This is a genomic window from Acidicapsa acidisoli (assembly GCF_025685625.1).
Classification (GTDB): Bacteria; Acidobacteriota; Terriglobia; order Terriglobales; family Acidobacteriaceae; genus Acidicapsa; species Acidicapsa acidisoli.
In genome coordinates this window covers 1649564-1666440 of sequence record NZ_JAGSYI010000002.1, presented here as the reverse complement: position 1 = coordinate 1666440, position 16877 = coordinate 1649564, and the positions used below count along the sequence as shown (strand labels likewise).

The window sequence follows — 16877 nt, the reverse complement described above, 5'->3', positions numbered from 1 at the left end:
ATCATGGTCGAAAAGGATGTAGACAGTCTATGGCTTATGGCCGTAGATTGCCTACATCTATGTTGGGACGAAACCGCTATCAGAATCGGATTGAACTGCTGCAGGGAACACTGGATATGCTGATTTTGCGCACGTTGCAGTGGGGTCCGGCGCATGGGTATGGAATTGTACAGGCCTTGCGGGTGCAGTCGGGCGAGGCGCTGCAGGTGGAGACAGGGTCGCTGTATCCGGCGCTGCACCGGCTGCAGCGGCAGGGGTGGGTCGAGTCGGAGTGGAAGCAGACGGAGAGCAATCAGCGGGCGCGGTTCTACCGGATTACAGCGGCGGGAAAGCAGCAGTTGATGAGCGACGTGGGGCGGTGGAAGCAGATGGTGCAGGTGATTGGCGGAATCTTAGGTGAGGTAGAGGGAGGCGAGGCGTGAGCTTCTGGCGATTTGGGCGGAGATTGTTTGAGCGGCGTAAGGAGGAGTTGGAGGAGGAGATTCAGGCGCATTTGCGGATGGACGTTGCAGCGCGGATGGAGCGCGGGGCGTCGCGGGCAGAGGCGGAGGCGTCGGCGCGGCGGGAGTTTGGGAATGTGGCGCTGGTGCGGGATGTGACGCATGGCTTCTGGCGCTGGGGATGGCTGGAGGCGCTGATTGGCGACCTCGGCTACTCGGTTCGCGTGCTGCGGCGGTCCGCGGGGTTTTCGATTGCCGTGATTTTGACGCTGGCGGTGGGGATTGGGGCCGCTTGCGCGATGTTTACGGTGGTGGATAGGGTTTTGCTGCGGAGTTTGCCCTACCGGCATCCGGACGAGCTGGCGGTGATTCAGGAAAGCGGGAAGCGGGGTGCACGAAATGGAAGTCCGTATCTGGACATCGCGCAATGGCGGGCGCGAAGCCGTACTTTTCGCGAAATTGCGTTTTACGACTCCAATGTGAGGAAGACCGCTTTTCTGAATGCGGGCGATGCGACGATTCATGTGAATGCCCCGGCGATCAGCGGGAATCTGCTGGAGACGCTCGGGGTGCATCCGGCGCTGGGACGGGAGTTCCGGGAGGATCGTGCGAGCGGCGCTGTGGAGGCGCAGGACGCGCATAGTCTGATGCTGAGCGATGGGGTTTGGCGGACAAACTACGGCGCCGATCCGGCGATTGTCGGAAAGGTTGTTCGGGTCGACGGCGAGGCGTACACGGTGATTGGGGTAATGCCGCGCGGGTTCACCTTTCCTTTTGGATACGAGCAGCCGGTGGTATGGCGGGGGCTTGTTCTGGGCACGGCAGACACTGTGCGGACTCACAATGCGAATCCCGATTACCAGTCGATTAGCCGCCGGGAGCAGGGGGTGACGCTGGCGCAGGCAGGGGCGGAGCTCAATGTCATCCAGGCCGACGTAGTTAAGTCCTACGCCAACGCGATCGACGCAGAGGATATGACGGGGATTCAACTGACGCGGTATGCCGATTCGCTGGTGGAGGCAAAGGTACAAAAGGCGCTGCTGGCGCTCTTTGGCGCTGCGGCGCTGCTTTGGGTGATTGCATGCGTGAATGTGACGAGCCTGATGCTGGCGCGGGCGACGGGCCGGCAGCGGGAGATGGCGGTGCGCGGCGCGCTGGGCGCGAGCCGGTGGCAGATTGCGCGGCAACTGCTGATGGAAGGGTTGCTGCTGAGCAGTTGCGGTTCGCTGCTGGGATTGGGCCTGTCGGCGGCGATGCTGAAGCTTTTCGAGCATGGACTGACGACGGAGTTTGGCATCCGTGCGCAGCTTGCGCCGAATGTGCCGGTGCTGGCGGGGCTGCTGGCGCTTACGGCTGCGAGCGCGTTTTTGATTTCGGCGTGGCCGGCGTTTGGGATGTCACGGACGCACATTGAGCCAGTGCTGCGACAGGGATCGCCGCAGCAAGACATGGGCAGGATGCCGCAACGCTTGCGGGCGGTGCTGGTGATCACAGAGATTGCGCTGTCCCTGACGCTGTTGGTGGGCTGCGGGCTGCTGCTGCGGACAATCTATGCGCTGCGGCATGTGCCGCTGGGTTACCGCACCGATCATGTGCTGGTGGCGAAGATGACAGTGCCGTCGTACCGATTTGTCGGCAGGAATATGACCACGGACCTGTACCAGCCGCTGGTGGACCGCGTGAAGCAGCTGCCGGGTGTGGAAGCGGCCTCGTTGATGAGCCAGGCGCCGATGGACCATGCCGTCCGGATGGAGTTCAGCCTGGGCCGCGCCGGGGCCAGCGCGGACGATATTCGCAGGAGTAATATTCGCGCCGAGTTTCGCGCGGTGGGTCCGGAGATGCAGCGAGTCTTCGGCTTCCGGATGGTGCGCGGACGCTTCTTTACGGACCAGGATACGGCGAGTTCGCAGGCCGTGGTGCTGGTGAATCGGGCGTTCGTGAAGGAGTATTTCGGAGACCAGGACGACCCGGGAAGGATTCTGGGCGAAAAGCTGATGAGCCTGGATTCGAAACGGCGAGCGCAAGTGGTGGGTGTGTTCGAGGATGAGCGGCAGGTCTCCGTCACAGCTCCGCCGAGGCCGGAGGTCGAGGTATGCATTCCGCAGATTACGCCGAAGACGGGATTCTACAAGGGCGCGGAAGGGGTGGCGATGGATCTGGCAGTGCGAACCGATCAGAGCCCGGCTGTGATGCTTCCGGAACTGCGAGAGATTTTACGAAGAGCGAGCCCGGATCTGGCGGAGAGCACGTTTACAACGATGGACCAGATTGTGGAGGACTCCTATGGGAGCCAACGGCTGGCGGTGGAACTGCTGGAGATTTTTGCGGGCTCGGCGCTGCTGCTGTGCGTAGCAGGAATCTATGGGCTGCTGGCCTATCTGGTGGCGCAGCGGACGCGAGAGATGGGGGTGCGGATTGCGCTGGGAGCCCAGCGGTGGGATGTGATGGGGCTGGTGCTGCGGCAGGCGGCCTGGATGCTCATTGCCGGGCTTGGGCTGGGGCTGGGCATTGCTTATGTAGCTAGCCGTGGATTGAGGACGTTTCTATTTGAGGTGAAGCCGGACGATCCCTGGACGCTGGGTGCGGTGACGCTGCTGTTGTTTGCGAGTGGTCTGGTTGCGGCGTATTGGCCTGCGCGGCGGGCGGCTGGGGTTGATCCGATGGAGGCGCTGCGGGCGGAGTAATGCGCGGCAGGAATCGCCCGAATGTGGCAACCTAGAGGTTTGGAGGATTTTTCGAGATGAGCGTCGCGTCGAGCCTTCCTGGGGATTCTGTGCTGGATATTAGTTCCGCTATTCATGCGTGGGACGGAGAGCCGCTCACGGCAGAGGGGTTGCGCGATTGGGTTACGGATCGCCTTGCGGCGCATGAGGCGGCAATTGCCGGATTGCTCGCGGTGCAAGACAAGCGCACGCCGGAAAACTCGCTGCGGCTGTATGACGTGGCGCTGGAGCAGTTGAGTCTGGCTGGCGCGCAGGCTGGCGTCCTGAACTCAGTGGCGTCCGAGAAAGAGGTTCGCGACCAGGCGCAGGATGAGGCGCAGCGGATCGCGCAGGCCGGGACGGCGCTGAGTTTGAACCGCGACGTGTATGCGGCGCTTTCGGCGGTCGACCTTGCTGGCGCGAGCGACGCCACGAAGCATTATGTAGAGCGGACCCTGCTGAGCTACCGGCTGGCTGGCGTGGATAAAGATGACGCGACGCGGGCTCATCTGCACCAGTTGCATGAGAAGGCGACGCTGCTGTCGCTGCAGTTCAGCCGCAATATTCAGGAGGGCGCGAAGACTGTCGTGGTGGAAAAGGCCGGGGAGTTGGATGGCCTTCCTGCGGATTATCTGGCGCGGCATACGCCTACATGCGACGGGCATTTCGTTCTGACCACGGATCAGCCGGATATGCAGCCGGTGATGACCTTTGCCAAGAGCGATGCGCTGCGGGAACGGATGTTCCTGGCGTACAACACGCGGGCGTATCCGGTGAATCAGCAGATTCTGCTGGATCTGCTGGCTACGCGGCAGGAGATTGCGACGCTGCTCGGGTTTACAAGCTGGGCCAATCTGGCGACGGCGGATCAGATGATGGGTTCGGCGGCCAATGTGCGCAGCTTTATCGCGAAGCTCGAAGAGGCCAGCCGCGCCGGAGCGGAGCGCGAATACAGCATGGTCTTCGATTTTGCGCAGCGCCAGCAGCCGGATCTCAAAGTCATGAACGCGGCCAGCCGGGGCTATTGGTATGAGCAGTACCGGCGCGAGGCTTTTGCTTTCGATTCGCAGTCAGTGAGGCCGTATTTTCCTTATGTACGCGTCGAGCAGGGAGTACTGGATACTGCGGCGAAGCTCTTTGGCGTGGTCTTTCGGCGGTCTGCGGTCAGGGGCTGGCATGAGGATGTTTCGGTTTTTGACGTGCTGGATGTGGATGGCGAGACGCAGGTGGGGCGCTTCTACCTGGACATGCATCCGCGCGAAGGGAAGGACAAGTGGTTCTCGGCGACGCCGGTGGTGACGGGTGTGCGCGGGCGGTATCTGCCGGAGGCTGGGCTGATCTGCAACTTCCCCAGGCCGGAGATCGATGAGACGGGCAAATTTGTCGATGCGGGGCTGATGCAGTACTCCGATGTGGTGACGTACTTCCATGAATTCGGGCACCTGATGCATGCGATTCTGGGCGGGCAGACGGAGTGGGCCGGACTTTCGGGATTTGCGACCGAGGGCGATTTTATCGAGGTTCCATCGCAGATGCTGGAGGAATTCTTCCGCGACGTGGCGCTGTTGCAGAGTTTTGCCCGGCATTACGAAACGGGCGAGGTGCTGCCTGCGGAACTGATCCAGAAAATGAAGCTGGCCGGGGCGTTTGGGCGCGCGGACTGGGTCCGTTCGCAGCTTTATTACACGACGCTTTCGCTGGATCTGCACGACCAGGACCCTGCGGGCATCGATCTGGATCGCGTGACTAAGTCGCTGTACCAGAGCCTGCAGCCATGGCAGTGGATTGAAGGCAATCGCATGTATGCGAGCTTCGGTCACCTTACCGGCTATTCGTCGAATTACTACACGTATGCCTTTGACAAGGTGATTGCGCTGGACTTCTTTGCGCAGTTTGATCCAGCGAATCTGCTGGGATGCGAGGCGGCGGCCAAGTATCGCAGGAAGGTGATCGAACAGGGCGGTTCGCGGCCCGGGCGGCAGATGGTGCGGGATTTTCTGGGGCGGGATGAGGAGTTTTCGGCGTTCACCGACTGGTTGAATGAGGAGTTTGTTGAGGTTGGGACTGCGGAATGATGAGGCCAGTCATCGTTCTTGCCGTCAACCAGCTTTCTTTGCTTGCTCTGTCACGTAGGCTCGCAGAGCCTGATTGATTCGTGTCTCGGATTCTTCTCCTGACGACGAGTGAGATTCGAACCAGCCCACCAGGTCGGAATCGAGTCCAACGGCCACCTTATCCTCAGGTCCGGTGAAGAACAGTCCGCCTTTGGCGTCGGTCCAATTGGTGACTTCCGGGATATCGGTGGTGTCGATGGCCTCGTCTGGCAGGGCGGAAAGGCGCTGTAGCCGGGCGAACTGCTCTGCGCTTAGATGGCTAGAAGTCTCCGTCTTCATAAGCTTTCCTTTCTCGGGAGGTCGCGATTCGGGCACGGATGATTCTACCGATTGCAGCAGCTTCTCCCTCCCATTCTACCGGGAATGTGTGCACGACGAGGATTAGAAATGGTCCGATGCGCCCCATCGTTTGCCAGCGATCTCCATCTGGATGGGGATCGAGCCTTGATGCGTGTAACGGATCTCGGAATACCAAGGCAGCCTCAGAAAAGGCGATGCCGTGTTTGAGGAGATTTACTTTTGCCTTGTCGGCATTCCAAATCCACCTGATTGAGCGCACGAGTCTCATCAAATCGAATCTTTGGGCTGAGGTCAACAGACCTCTGGTTCGCGCTTCATCGGCTATGATCCACGCATGGGTGACATGCAGGATTTCAAGGGGAGATGGGCGCTTGTGACTGGGGCGAGCGCAGGAATTGGCGTGGCGCTGGCGCGAGAACTGGCGCGCAATGGCGCGAAGCTGATTCTTACTGCGCGCCGGAAAGATCGGCTGGATGCTCTGGCTGCTGAGCTGACCGCGAAGGGGACGGAAGTTCGCATTGTGACGGCGGATCTCACTGAACCTGAGGCTCCGAAGCAAATCTATGATGTGACGGCGGGCGCGGGACTGCAGGTTGACATTCTGGTGAACAATGCGGGACTCGGCCAGTTCGGAGAGTTTGCTGCTTCCGAGGTCGAACAGGAGTTGAGCCAGGTTCGTGTGAACTGCGAGGCGGCGGTGCATCTGACGCGTCTCTTTGTGCCGGGGATGGTGGAACGCGGGCGCGGATGGGTGATGATGCTGGCTTCGACTGCCAGTTTTCAGCCTGTGCCGTTTCTTTCCACCTACGCGGCTACCAAGGCATTCGACCGCTATTTTGCGCTGGGGCTGGCGGAGGAAGTGGCTCCGTTTGGCGTGAACGTGACGGCGCTTTGTCCGGGGCCTACGGAAAGCGAATTCTTTGTTGTGGCGGGTGGGGACAACTTTCCCGGCGCGAAAAAGATGATCAGCCGGAGGATGCAGCCTGCGGAAGAGGTGGCGCGGCTTGGCTTAGAGGCTTTAGTGCGCGGGAAACGGACGATTGTTCCTTATTTTGCGGGACAGGCTACGGCGTTCCTGGTACGTTTTCTGCCGGTTGGGTTGATCACCTACATGGTTGCCAAGGTCATGCGGTCGGCCAGGTGAAGGCCGCTATTGGGTGGCCGCTGGAATTGTCTCGGGAATCTGGGTATTGCTGGCGATGGCGAAGGAGTTGAAGAAACGAAATACATCCTCCTCATGGCGCGCGGAGGCGGATGGCGCTGTCGCGATCAGCATGTACAGGCGAGCGCCAGCATAGACGAATCTCGTATCTAGAATTCCGCCGCCTGCATTGCGGGTGACAACGTCGCGGCCGGGAAATCCCTGAGGATTGCTGCGGATTTCGCTGACGAGGGTGGTGTTTGTTTTGTTCATTGCGCCGTCGCGAGCCTGATCGAGAGTTTTGTCGGGAACGAGATCGTTCATGCGGGCGACAGGCGGTTTTTCGGCCCATGCAATCGCGTAGGTGCGTTCGGAGTCCGGTTTGACGAGCAGCATGCTGACCGGCTCTTGGTTTCCGGTTTCGTTGGTCGCCTGAACGACGACGCGCTGTGGGTCGCCGGGCATTTCAAGTTTGAACCCCTGAGAGGATTCATCGACGGGACGCCACTCTAGTTGCTGACTGGTTGAAGTATTGATGACGCCATCTGTCTGCCGGGCAGGCAGCCATTCGCGCAAGAGACTGTAATCGCTGCGGTGTTCCCAAATATAGATCGCGCCGACGAAGAGCAGAATCGCGACCAGAGAGAGATACACCTTCTTCATATATTTGAGCTTGCAGTCAGGTTACTGGTGGCGCAAGGCGGGATTTGTCGATTTAGCAACCGGGGTTCCTGTTCCGGCAACAGGGAACTGGCCTCGGCCCAAATTTTTCCCGCATTGCAAAATAATTCGCGAACGCAGGGGCAACTATTTCTTTTTTGCAGCATCTCATTTAGTAACAAGCAGAGGCAACCGCTGTAGCACTTCCCCACCAAAGCGCTTCAAACTTCGTTGTTGGTCCGGAAACGGACTCCCCTCAATTGATCCACAGAAACTCCCATCTACATTGCCTCTCGAGTGGGCCCGCTGGAAAGCGGGCCCAACGCTCGTTTGGGGCTTTTTCCGTCGTCTTTCCCGTTGCCTGTTCCGTCTACAATCGAGTGCAGGATGCCGATTCCTCAGGTTGTTCCCAAAGTTAAAGACGTCGCGCTCACTGTTGCTGAAAACGGCGTGGCTTCGATTCGAGTTCCGGCCTGGAGCAGTCCGGTTTCGAGCGGTCTGGCCTCAAACAATTTTGACTGGCTCTGGCATGGATTCAGCACGCATCGGGGTGGAGTGAGCTGTGCCTATATGCCAGAGGGAAGTTCTGCGGGATCCGATCACGGCCAGCTGAATCTCGGTTTCACCCCGGCGGACGTCGCCGAGAATGTGCATGAGAACCGACTGCGCTGGGTCGAGGCCGTTACTGGCAGCCGCGCGACTCCGCTGGTTGTGGTGCGCCAGATCCATTCCAATCGGAGTCTTATCGCGCCGCGCGACTGGGCCGGGATCGAACAGGGAAGTGCTCCCGAGGCGGATGGGATCCTCACCAATCAGCGCGGCGTCTTGATCGGTATTCAGACCGCCGACTGCATCCCCGTGCTGGTCGCGGATACGAAGCGACGCGCTGTAGCTGCCTTTCATGCCGGATGGCGTGGAACGGTCGCCCGCATTGTCGAATCGGGAGTGGCGCGGATGCGCGAGGAGTTCGACTCGGAGCCTGCGGATCTGGTCGCGGCGATCGGGCCGGGAATCGGCGCGTGCTGTTATACGGTGGGCGCTCAGGTGCTGGCGAAGTTCTCGGAGAGTTTTTCGTATGCGGATGAGCTTTTCTCTTCCGGCGAAGATGGGGTGCACCTCGACCTGACGGAAGCGAATCGAAGGCAATTGATGACGGCGGGGATTCCTGAGAGTTCCATAGCGGTTGTGGGTGGCTGCACCGCTTGCCAGCCGGAGCTGTTTTATTCGCATCGAGCTTCTGGCGGCCACGCGGGCAGGATGATGGCCGTGATCGGAATCCGATGAGGCCTGCAATAGACCGTGACCTGACGAGACCCTGACCTGACGCTTATTTGCGCTGCGACGCTGCATTGGCGTCACGTCCGGTGGGCAGCACGCGCTCGGCGACACAGTCCGGATGGACGCACCGCCAGAGATTGTTGTCTTTCGTGGGCCAATCGACCTCAAACAGAAGCCATGCGTGAGTGTGCTTTTCGACCGGAAGCCGGGCTTGGATGAAGCTGGCGAGCGCGATGGCAAAGCGGTCCGGTTCCTCCCAGATGGGGTTGAAGGCTCCGGCAAAAACGGTGAACTGATGCTGCGTCGCCAAGGCCAGTGAGGGGTCTAGAAGGGCTAGATACTTGCGCACCGGGCATTCCTGGCTGTCGCGCGAGAGGGCGAAGAGCGCGGGGCAGGAAAGAGAGTCGACGGCCTTGCGAAGACTGGCCTTTGCTCGCGCCAGCGAGGTTGCGGCTGCGGCACGAATCGGAAGCATCGCTGGCCGCAGCGCTTCTGTGCGGAGCGCCTGACGACGGGCTGCGGCTTCTGCTTCCTTCCCAATCCTGCTGGCCGAAGCGTTCTGCATCCTGCGCAAGAGGCGTCCGACACCGCGTTTTCCGCGCTGTGAAAACGGCCCTGCGCCGCTTGGGGAAACGAGTCCTGCCGGCAGGCTGAGCACCAATCCCAACACTTCGCCGGGGTGGTTGGCGGCGAAGTGAATTGCCGCCGCAGCGCCGAATCCGGAGCCGAGCAGGATTGGCCTCTCGATATCGAGCTGTTGAATCAGCGACTCGATGATTGCGGCGCAAGATTCGATTGTCAGCGCGGGAGTTCCGGCTGCGTCACGTGCCGGGTCGCCGGAGCGCCCATGGGCTGGCCAGTCGACCAGGAGCATGCGGCTGCCGGGAGGGCAGCGCTTCACCAACGGCTGAAATTCGCGGCCTCCCGTGCCGGCGTCGTGCAGGCAGATCACGATCTGGGCTGCGTCGTCTTCCGATGGCGTCTTCTCCCACGCGATCCGGCATCCATTCACAAGGGACGAGCCCCATCTGGAGATGGCTCCGTTTTCAGGCCGAGAAGAGAGGAAATTGAGAGAATGAACCCCCATGGCCGCGCGCAAGCGCTGGGCCCGTTGGGATGCTGCGGAATTGGCTGGCGTTTCCGAGGCTTTCTCCAGAATTCACTTTTCAGGAATTCACTTTCCGGCGCTTCGCATGGAGGGGGTGGCGCCGCAGCTTCATTAGACTCTTAGACGTGACAACCTCGATCAATGGCCCTGGAGTCTGTCAGGGCCAATAATAGCCCTGTCGGGGATAGTTGAGCCCCGCCGAGCCGTCGGTTAAGTTGCCTGGGCGCCAGATCCGTGATTCATTCTATGCCAGTTGGATCGGATGAGGTCCGATCAAAGTTCCGAGATGCCGGAGCGGATTCACGCCGCCGGTCTAGAACTGAAGGAATCTGGAGCTAAATGAAGTTGACAATAGCCGGAGTCTGCGTTTTCGCTATCCGGCGTACGACGGCTGCTGCACTTCCCTCCGTGGAGGGAAGTTGCGAGGCAATGCCACTAGCTCGCCGATGCCTCGTCTGGGTTGACGAGATCGCGGAGTTCTTTGGACGGCTTGAAATACGGTACGCGCTTTGCCGGGACGTCTACTCGGTCGCCGGTTTTTGGGTTGCGGCCGATGCGGGGATTCCGCTCCCGAATACGGAAGGAGCCGAAGCCACGAATCTCGATCTTGTCCCCTGACTGCAGGGCCGCGATCACTGAGTCGAAGATGGTCTCGACAATCACTTCGCCGTCGCGACGGGTGAGATCGCCTAACTGTGTCACCTTCTCGACAAGGTCTGCTTTGGTCATGCCCATGGGCCTCCGACTCCAAGAATAACCGGATTCCTCTTAGCCTACCCGAAAAAGTGGTTTCCTGTGCAAATTGAATGGCTTGGCTCACTTTTTTGCCGGGTATGAGCCGTTAAATCCCGGGAATGTCGATCGGCTTCGGCTGCACCCCGAGAATCCGCCCTCCGGTATGATGGCAGGGTGTTGGCCTGACTCAATTGCCGCCAGCCGGAAAGGTTTCCTCATTCCGTGTCTGATTTCGTGTCTGGCCACCCTGCGTCGAGCATTGTCATTCCCGCTTATAACGAAAGCGCCCGCATAGATGCCACTTTGCGGGAGGTAGTGGACTGTATTCGCTCGGGAGGCTGGAATGCGGAAGTCATTGTTGTCAACGATGGCTCGACCGACACGACGGCCAGGCAGGTTCTAGATTTTTCGATCACCGCTCCCGAGGTGCGGCTGCTGGAAAATCCCGGCAATCACGGCAAGGGCTACTCGGTGCGCCACGGTCTGTTGCAGGCGCGGGGCGAGATTGTGATGTTTACCGATGCTGACTTGTCGGCGCCGATTCGCGAAGCTGAACGGCTTTTTGACGCCATTAACAACGGCGCAGAAATCGCAATCGGTTCGCGCTGGCTGGATCGCAGCCGTCAGATTCATCGCCAGCCGGTCTATCGTCAGTTTTTTGGGCGATGCTTCAATCTGATTACACGCATGGTGATGGGACTGCACTTTGCCGATACCCAGTGTGGCTTCAAGGCTTTCACGCGCCGCGCGGCGCAGACGGTTTTCCAGTTGCAGACGATCGAAGGCTGGGGCTTCGATCCGGAGATTCTCTTTATTGCCGGCAAGCGTCATCTGCGCACTGTGGAGGTCCCAGTTACGTGGCGGCATGATGAGCGGACCCACGTCAGCTACTTGCGGGACGGAGTTCATATGCTGCGGGAGATGGCGATCATCCGCTGGAATGCACTGCTCGGGCGCTACAACGGGCCAGTTCGTCCGGTCGAGTGGCCGACGGTCTGACGACTGCGTTGGTCGGGATGTGAAGGCGTCAGCGGGCCATGATGGCGTCGCGGACATGGGCGAGCGGCGCGTGGGAGTCGAATTCAACGCTTTTTCCCGCAGCGCGGACTCCCAGATCGCTCCAAAGTCTGGCTAGATCGACCGGCATGGGAGACTGGCTCCACTGCTTGTACTGGTCGGTCAGGACGGTGGTGCCGGTAGCTTTGTCGCCGACTTCGAGGGCCTGCATCAGCGGCCAGTCGTGGTCGATGGTGCCGCCTGCGGCGACGATCGCCCGCAATGCGTCCTGAAGACCTTTGCGATTCTGGGTTTGTTTGCGGATGTTGACATCGGCTACGAGGCAAAAGAGCGCGCCTCCCCAATATGTGCGGCCCCAGGTGTGGGTCTGGTCCATGCCGCGGTCGCCAGGGGCGGGTTCTCCTTTTGGCATGCCGTCGATCATGTCGCGCCAGACCTGGGTTGCGGCGAGTTCGCCGGCCTGTACGCGGGCGATGGGCTCGATGTAGGTGGCAAGGCCTTCTTCCATCCAGTGTTGATCGTCGGGCATACCAGGGAAGGTCATGTGGACCAGCTCATGGGTCATGGTCCAGTCTTCGGCGAGATCTTGCTGGGTGGTGTGTTGGCCGAGCCGGATGCGGGTGAAGCCGGGCATGCCGCGCATGTCGCCCCAGGTGGTGCCTTGCAGAATGCCCTCCTTGTCCGCGACGGGAACGATCAGGATGCGGGCACGCGGAACGGGGAAACGCCCGTAGTAAACGGTGACGGCGTTGGCTGCGCGCTGAATCCATGGAAGGATTTGTGCTGGGGATAGATCGAGCGGTCCGGCGGCGAAATCCACCTGCAAGGCTGCGCCGCCGATTGTCAGGGTTTGCGTAGAGCTGACGGTTTCATGCCGGCCCGGTCCCCAGTTTGGCGGAGGGCCATTGGGAGATGGCGGCTGGTTCGTCGCTTGCGGGTGCGCGGGCTGTGGGTACATGGGCAAAAGAGCGAAGGCGAAAGAGAGAATCCTGGCCCCGGTTGATTTCCATCGCATTGGGGAGATCTCTCTTTCGCGCCTGATTGGCGGTGCCGCAATTCTACTTTGATGCGAGGATTTCCAGCTTCTCGATCTTTGGTGGAACGGCGAAGAGTTCTTCCGCCCGACCCATCAATGCCACGGCAATCTCGCCCGTGAGATGGGCGTCGCGGGACACTTCATCGGCAAAGGTGTCAAAGATGCCAAAGGTGCTCGGGCCGATCTTGAAGGAATACCAGCGAATGGTGCCCGGTTCGGCCTTCGCCAACGGCTGGGCGGCCTTCAGAAAATTCTCGACTTCCTGTTCTTTTCCGGGTTTCGCCTGCAAGGCGGCCAATAAAGCAAACTTCTCCATGTAGATCTCCTTAATTAAATCCAACTGAATCCATCCGCGAACCTATTGGTTCGAGGACCTTTCAATTCAGACGGATTTTAGCGGCTCAAGTTTCATGAATTGATGATCGATATTGGCACCGTCAACGCAGTGTACATAAGCCCGACGCTGCGGGCAGTCCGATCCGTCTTTAGAGCTTGTTCCGGGGCTGCAAAAGAAGCCTTTCTCAGTAACCGATTCTTAATAGTTCGCTGCTAGCCTTGTGCGGCGACGGAATTCCTATATTTCCGCGCATCAGGAGACGGTACATGACAGTTGATAAGTTGAAGCCTCTGAATCGTCGGCTTTTCTTTACGGGGAGCATTCTCGCGTTCGCGCTGACTTCGATTGCCGCAACGGCGGTTGTGGAAGCGCAGGCGGACCACGACAGAGACTCGGATTTCCGGTTTCTGCCCGGCAATCTGGTGGTCAGCCGCAGCGTATATGACAACAAGGCGTCGAATGTAAAGGTCGGCGAAATTCTGCCTCCGAACTGCGCCAGCACGCAGGGAGGCTGCAGCGCCAGCACCGGCGCTATCAATGACGGAACCTACCCGTACGTCTTTAACAATGACGCGTATGACGGCAGCTTTGGGATCACGTCACGGCTGCTTCTCGACCAGATCACGCCGGAAGGCTGGCTGATCGATACGCTGGAATTGCCCAACAGCCTGCAGCGCGGAATTAAGCCGACGAGCGACCAGTTGGTCACCAGCTTCAGCTCCAAGTCGGAAGGCGCACTGAATCTCTCGACCAGCGGAAAGTACCTGAGCTTCATCGACTACGTTGCGCCGGTCAACACGATTGACGCGTCGAACTCTAATACTCCAGGGGTGGATGATCCGACCAATCCCGTGGGCATTCCTTACTTTCGCGCGGTGGCGGTGGTGGACGCGCATGGCCGGATGCATTTTACGGAAACCAATGCGTACAGCGGGAACAATGGCCGCGCGGCCATCCTGAACGACAAGGATGGGTTGGACGTGGTTTACACGGCGGGAAATGCCGGAAATGGTTCCAATCCCCAGCCAGCGGGTGTGGTGCTGGGCGCGGGAACGCAGTTCATTGAAGCGCTGAAGGCTCCGGAAGTCTCGCAGGATCCGGGTCAGCCAACGCCTGCCGGGAGCTTTTCGGTCACGCTGCTGGACGACAAGGCGGACAAGATCGGCAAGGACGACAACTTCCGCGGTCTGGCGCTCTTCAACAATGTTCTCTATTACTCGAAGGGAAGCGGCAGCAACGGCGTCAACACTGTCTACTTTCTGGACACGACCGGCACTGCCTGCCCCAAGGGCGTCGGCCTGCCGTCGGCTGCGGCGACGTTGCCGACCGCTCCGCTTGTCTTCAATCCGGGGACGCTTGCAGCGAGCGGATTGCCGAGCAATATGTGCATTCTCGCTGGATTTCCGACTCTTCTGGCGAAGTCTGCAACCGGGGTAAGCTTTCCGTTCGGTATCTGGTTTGCTGACGCGAACACAGTTTATGTGGCCGACGAGGGCGATGGATTCACGGGCGGTACGGACCTCTACACGCATGCTGCGGCGCAAACGACGGCGGGCCTGCAGAAGTGGGTCTTCAACTCGAACACCGGCAAATGGAGCCTCGCCTATACGCTGCAGAACGGGCTGAAGCTGGGTACGCCATACACGGTCTCCGGATATCCGACCGGTACCAACTCGGTCACGGGTCTTCCGTGGTCGCCGGCGACCGATGGCCTGCGCAATATTACTGGCCGGGTCAACAGGGATGGCACTGTAACGGTCTGGGCGATCACTTCCACGGTAAGCGGCGGCGGCGATACGGGTGCTGATCCGAACAACCTGGTCGCTGTCACCGACCGCCTCAGCAACACGAGCGCGACGGTTGCCGCGAAGGAGAGCTTCGTCACCGTGCGCCGCTCCGGATTTGCCGAGGTGTTGCGCGGAGTTTCGTTCACTCCTCAGTCAGATGACGATCACGGTCGGCACGGTCATTCCTGGTAGTTTTTGAGCCGATTTGCTGGACACGATTCGCTGAACAGGAGACGGCGGGCTTCCTTCGATGCCCGCCGTTTTCATTGGATTGATAGAGGAGGTGCAGAAGAGACAGTCCGGTGTTTAGAATGCGGGCTGCATTTTGATGCGCGAATTTGGCGTCGCGAGTTGCTGCGCGGAGAAGCATGAAAGACTGTTGCGGACAGCGAACGGAAGCTGCCGGAATCGCGATACCCAGATTCCTCATGGGAATTGCAAGTCTCTGCGCAGTTGTTGCGATCGGCTGTCTGGCTTGGGGCGGCGCGGGACACGCGTCGGCGCAAACAGCGAAGACGGCTGAGGCCCAGGCCAGTGCTTCTGAACTGGTCAATTATCCGGAGCTGGTCGACATTACGGCCTCGACGGGGATTCAATTCGAGCACATGTCCAGCCCTGAGCAGAAGTACATTGTGGAGTCGATGAGCGGCGGGGTGGCGCTGATTGATTACGATGGCGATGGCTGGCTGGATATCTACTTCACCAATGCGCAAAGTGTGGAAATGGCGCTGCATGGCGTTAAGTCCAAGGGTGCGCTCTACCGCAATAACCACGACGGCACGTTTACCGATGTCACCGACAAGGCCGGGGTCGGATATCCATGCTGGGCGATGGGCGCGTCGGTCGGCGACTACAACAATGACGGATGGCCGGATCTGCTGGTGACCTGCTTTGACGGCGTGGTGCTCTATCGCAACAACGGCGATGGAACATTCACGGACGTGACGAAAAGCGCGGGGCTAAGTGGTGACAAACAATGGGCGACCGGAGCAGCTTTTGGAGACTATGACGGCGACGGCTGGGCCGATCTGTTTGTTTCCCACTATGTCGATTTTCATCTGGACGATATGGCTGCATTCGGTTCCAAAGACACCTGCAAATACATCGGCATCGATGTGCAGTGTGGGCCGCGCGGGCTGAAGGGCGCGCCGGACAGTCTTTACCACAACAATCGGGACGGGACGTTCACTGATGTCTCGAAGAAGGCTGGAGTCAGCGATGAAGAGCGCCGCTACGGACTTACCGCAATCTGGTCGGACTTTGACAACGACGGCAAGCTCGATCTGCTGGTAACGGACGATGCCGGGCCCAACTATCTCTACCAGGGTGATGGCAAAGGCAATTTTGTGGATGCCGGTAATTCGTCCGGTGTGGCTTTCAATGAGAATGGCGCGGCGCAGGCCAATATGGGTATTGCCATCGGCGATTATCTGCATACGGGACGTATGTCTCTCGTTATCTCGCACTTTGACAACGAATACGCCGCTTTCTATCGCAATGACGGAGGCATGAATTTTACAGATATCTCAGGGGCGTCGGGAATTATGCGTGGCACGCGGGGATATGTGGGCTGGGGCGATGCCTTTGTCGACTTCGCCAACAGCGGCTGGCAGGATTTTTTTGTCGTCAACGGGCATGTGTATCCGCAGGTCGACAGCGTTCCGATGGGGGTGCGGTATCGGGAGCGGAAGCTGCTTTTTTTGAACGGGCGCGACGGAAAATTCAAAGACATCAGCAAGGAGGTTGGCCCGGCGATTCAGATTCCGCAGGTCAGCCGCGGGATGGCGATTGGCGATCTTTTCAATGACGGCAAGATCGAAGCAGTGGTGGAAAATCTGGTCGGCAAGGCGATGATTCTGCGGCCTGAGGGCGGACCGAAGAACCACTGGATCAGCTTTCAACTGGAGGGCGTGCAATGCAATCGCCTAGCTTTGAATGCGCGGGTACAGGCGACTGCCGGAGAGCTGGTTCAGCTTGGCGAGGTGATCAGCAGCGGAAGCTATCTTTCGCAGAACGACCTGCGGATTCACTTCGGGCTGGGTAGCCATGATCGCGTGGACAAGGCGAAAGTCCTGTGGCCAGACGGGCGAGTTGAGACGTTGACCAATCTGGCGGTGGACCGCTTCTATTCCATAAAGGAAGGCTCCGGCGTGGTTGCTCAGAAGCTAGGTGAGGCCGACAAACTGCATCGGCCTTAAATATGAAACCTTGGACGAGAAGCG

Annotated in this window: 15 protein-coding genes; 8 read left to right on the top strand and 7 right to left on the bottom strand. The window is 59.5% G+C overall.

Annotated elements, in window-relative coordinates; translation table 11 throughout:
• Positions 1 to 59 precede the first annotated feature (59 nt).
• Genes OHL23_RS16665 through OHL23_RS16655 form a run of 3 tightly spaced genes read left to right on the top strand, consistent with a single transcriptional unit; the run spans position 60 to position 5217 of the window.
• Positions 60 to 422: a PadR family transcriptional regulator gene (locus OHL23_RS16665; protein ID WP_263353042.1), complete on the top strand. Its 363-nt coding sequence runs from the start codon at positions 60 to 62 to the stop codon at positions 420 to 422.
• Entirely contained in the window at positions 419 to 3124 is a 2706-nt protein-coding gene (locus OHL23_RS16660; RefSeq protein ID WP_263353041.1) for an ABC transporter permease, read from the top strand. The genes OHL23_RS16665 and OHL23_RS16660 overlap by 4 nt, the downstream gene beginning before the upstream one ends.
• A gap of 56 nt (positions 3125 to 3180) precedes the next feature.
• A complete protein-coding gene (locus OHL23_RS16655; protein WP_263353040.1) occupies positions 3181 to 5217 on the top strand; it encodes a M3 family metallopeptidase in 2037 nt (678 codons plus the stop codon).
• 24 nt (positions 5218 to 5241) lie between these two features.
• Here the strand turns inward: OHL23_RS16655 and OHL23_RS16650 are convergent, their stop codons facing one another.
• The gene (locus OHL23_RS16650) at positions 5242 to 5535 is read right to left on the bottom strand and encodes a hypothetical protein (RefSeq protein WP_263353039.1); all 294 of its coding nucleotides are present in this window, start codon (positions 5533 to 5535) and stop codon (positions 5242 to 5244) included.
• Positions 5516 to 5824, bottom strand: a complete 309-nt coding sequence (locus OHL23_RS28905) for a BrnT family toxin (protein ID WP_396127377.1) — start codon at positions 5822 to 5824, stop codon at positions 5516 to 5518. Before OHL23_RS28905 ends, OHL23_RS16650 begins: the two co-directional genes overlap by 20 nt.
• A 66-nt stretch (positions 5825 to 5890) precedes the next feature.
• Here OHL23_RS28905 and OHL23_RS16645 point away from each other — a divergent pair, with 66 nt between their 5' ends.
• Entirely contained in the window at positions 5891 to 6700 is an 810-nt protein-coding gene (locus OHL23_RS16645; protein WP_263353038.1) for an SDR family NAD(P)-dependent oxidoreductase, read from the top strand.
• A 6-nt stretch (positions 6701 to 6706) separates the two neighbouring features.
• Here OHL23_RS16645 and OHL23_RS16640 read toward each other — a convergent pair whose 3' ends face one another.
• Positions 6707 to 7360 carry a hypothetical protein gene (locus tag OHL23_RS16640; protein ID WP_263353037.1) on the bottom strand — a complete coding sequence of 218 codons (654 nt, stop codon included), beginning with the start codon at positions 7358 to 7360 and terminating at the stop codon, positions 6707 to 6709.
• A 384-nt stretch (positions 7361 to 7744) separates the two neighbouring features.
• Between OHL23_RS16640 and pgeF the strand changes: the two genes are divergently transcribed.
• The gene (gene pgeF / locus OHL23_RS16635; RefSeq protein ID WP_263353036.1) at positions 7745 to 8641 is read left to right on the top strand and encodes a peptidoglycan editing factor PgeF; all 897 of its coding nucleotides are present in this window, start codon (positions 7745 to 7747) and stop codon (positions 8639 to 8641) included.
• Between the two features lie 43 nt (positions 8642 to 8684).
• On the opposite strand, the gene OHL23_RS16630 is transcribed toward pgeF, so the two are convergent.
• Together OHL23_RS16630 and OHL23_RS16625 are read right to left on the bottom strand one after the other, a co-directional pair.
• Positions 8685 to 9722, bottom strand: coding sequence for an alpha/beta fold hydrolase (locus OHL23_RS16630; RefSeq protein WP_263353035.1), 1038 nt, complete (start codon positions 9720 to 9722; stop codon positions 8685 to 8687).
• A 456-nt stretch (positions 9723 to 10178) separates the two neighbouring features.
• A complete protein-coding gene (locus tag OHL23_RS16625; RefSeq protein ID WP_263353034.1) occupies positions 10179 to 10472 on the bottom strand; it encodes an integration host factor subunit beta in 294 nt (97 codons plus the stop codon).
• Between the two features lie 228 nt (positions 10473 to 10700).
• Between OHL23_RS16625 and OHL23_RS16620 the strand changes: the two genes are divergently transcribed.
• Positions 10701 to 11477, top strand: a complete 777-nt coding sequence (locus tag OHL23_RS16620; protein WP_263353033.1) for a dolichyl-phosphate beta-glucosyltransferase — start codon at positions 10701 to 10703, stop codon at positions 11475 to 11477.
• Positions 11478 to 11505: 28 nt separating this feature from the next.
• On the opposite strand, the gene OHL23_RS16615 is transcribed toward OHL23_RS16620, so the two are convergent.
• Positions 11506 to 12510 (bottom strand): gluzincin family metallopeptidase, encoded by a 1005-nt coding sequence (locus OHL23_RS16615; RefSeq protein ID WP_263353032.1) that lies wholly within the window; start codon positions 12508 to 12510, stop codon positions 11506 to 11508.
• A gap of 43 nt (positions 12511 to 12553) precedes the next feature.
• On the bottom strand, positions 12554 to 12847 hold the full coding sequence (locus OHL23_RS16610) for a putative quinol monooxygenase (RefSeq protein WP_263353031.1): 294 nt from the start codon (positions 12845 to 12847) through the stop codon (positions 12554 to 12556).
• 287 nt (positions 12848 to 13134) lie between these two features.
• On the opposite strand from OHL23_RS16610, the gene OHL23_RS16605 reads away from it, so the two are divergent.
• Positions 13135 to 14847: a hypothetical protein gene (locus OHL23_RS16605; RefSeq protein WP_263353030.1), complete on the top strand. Its 1713-nt coding sequence runs from the start codon at positions 13135 to 13137 to the stop codon at positions 14845 to 14847.
• A 176-nt stretch (positions 14848 to 15023) separates the two neighbouring features.
• Positions 15024 to 16853 (top strand): CRTAC1 family protein, encoded by a 1830-nt coding sequence (locus OHL23_RS16600; protein ID WP_263353029.1) that lies wholly within the window; start codon positions 15024 to 15026, stop codon positions 16851 to 16853.
• The last annotated feature ends 24 nt before the right edge of the window (positions 16854 to 16877 follow it).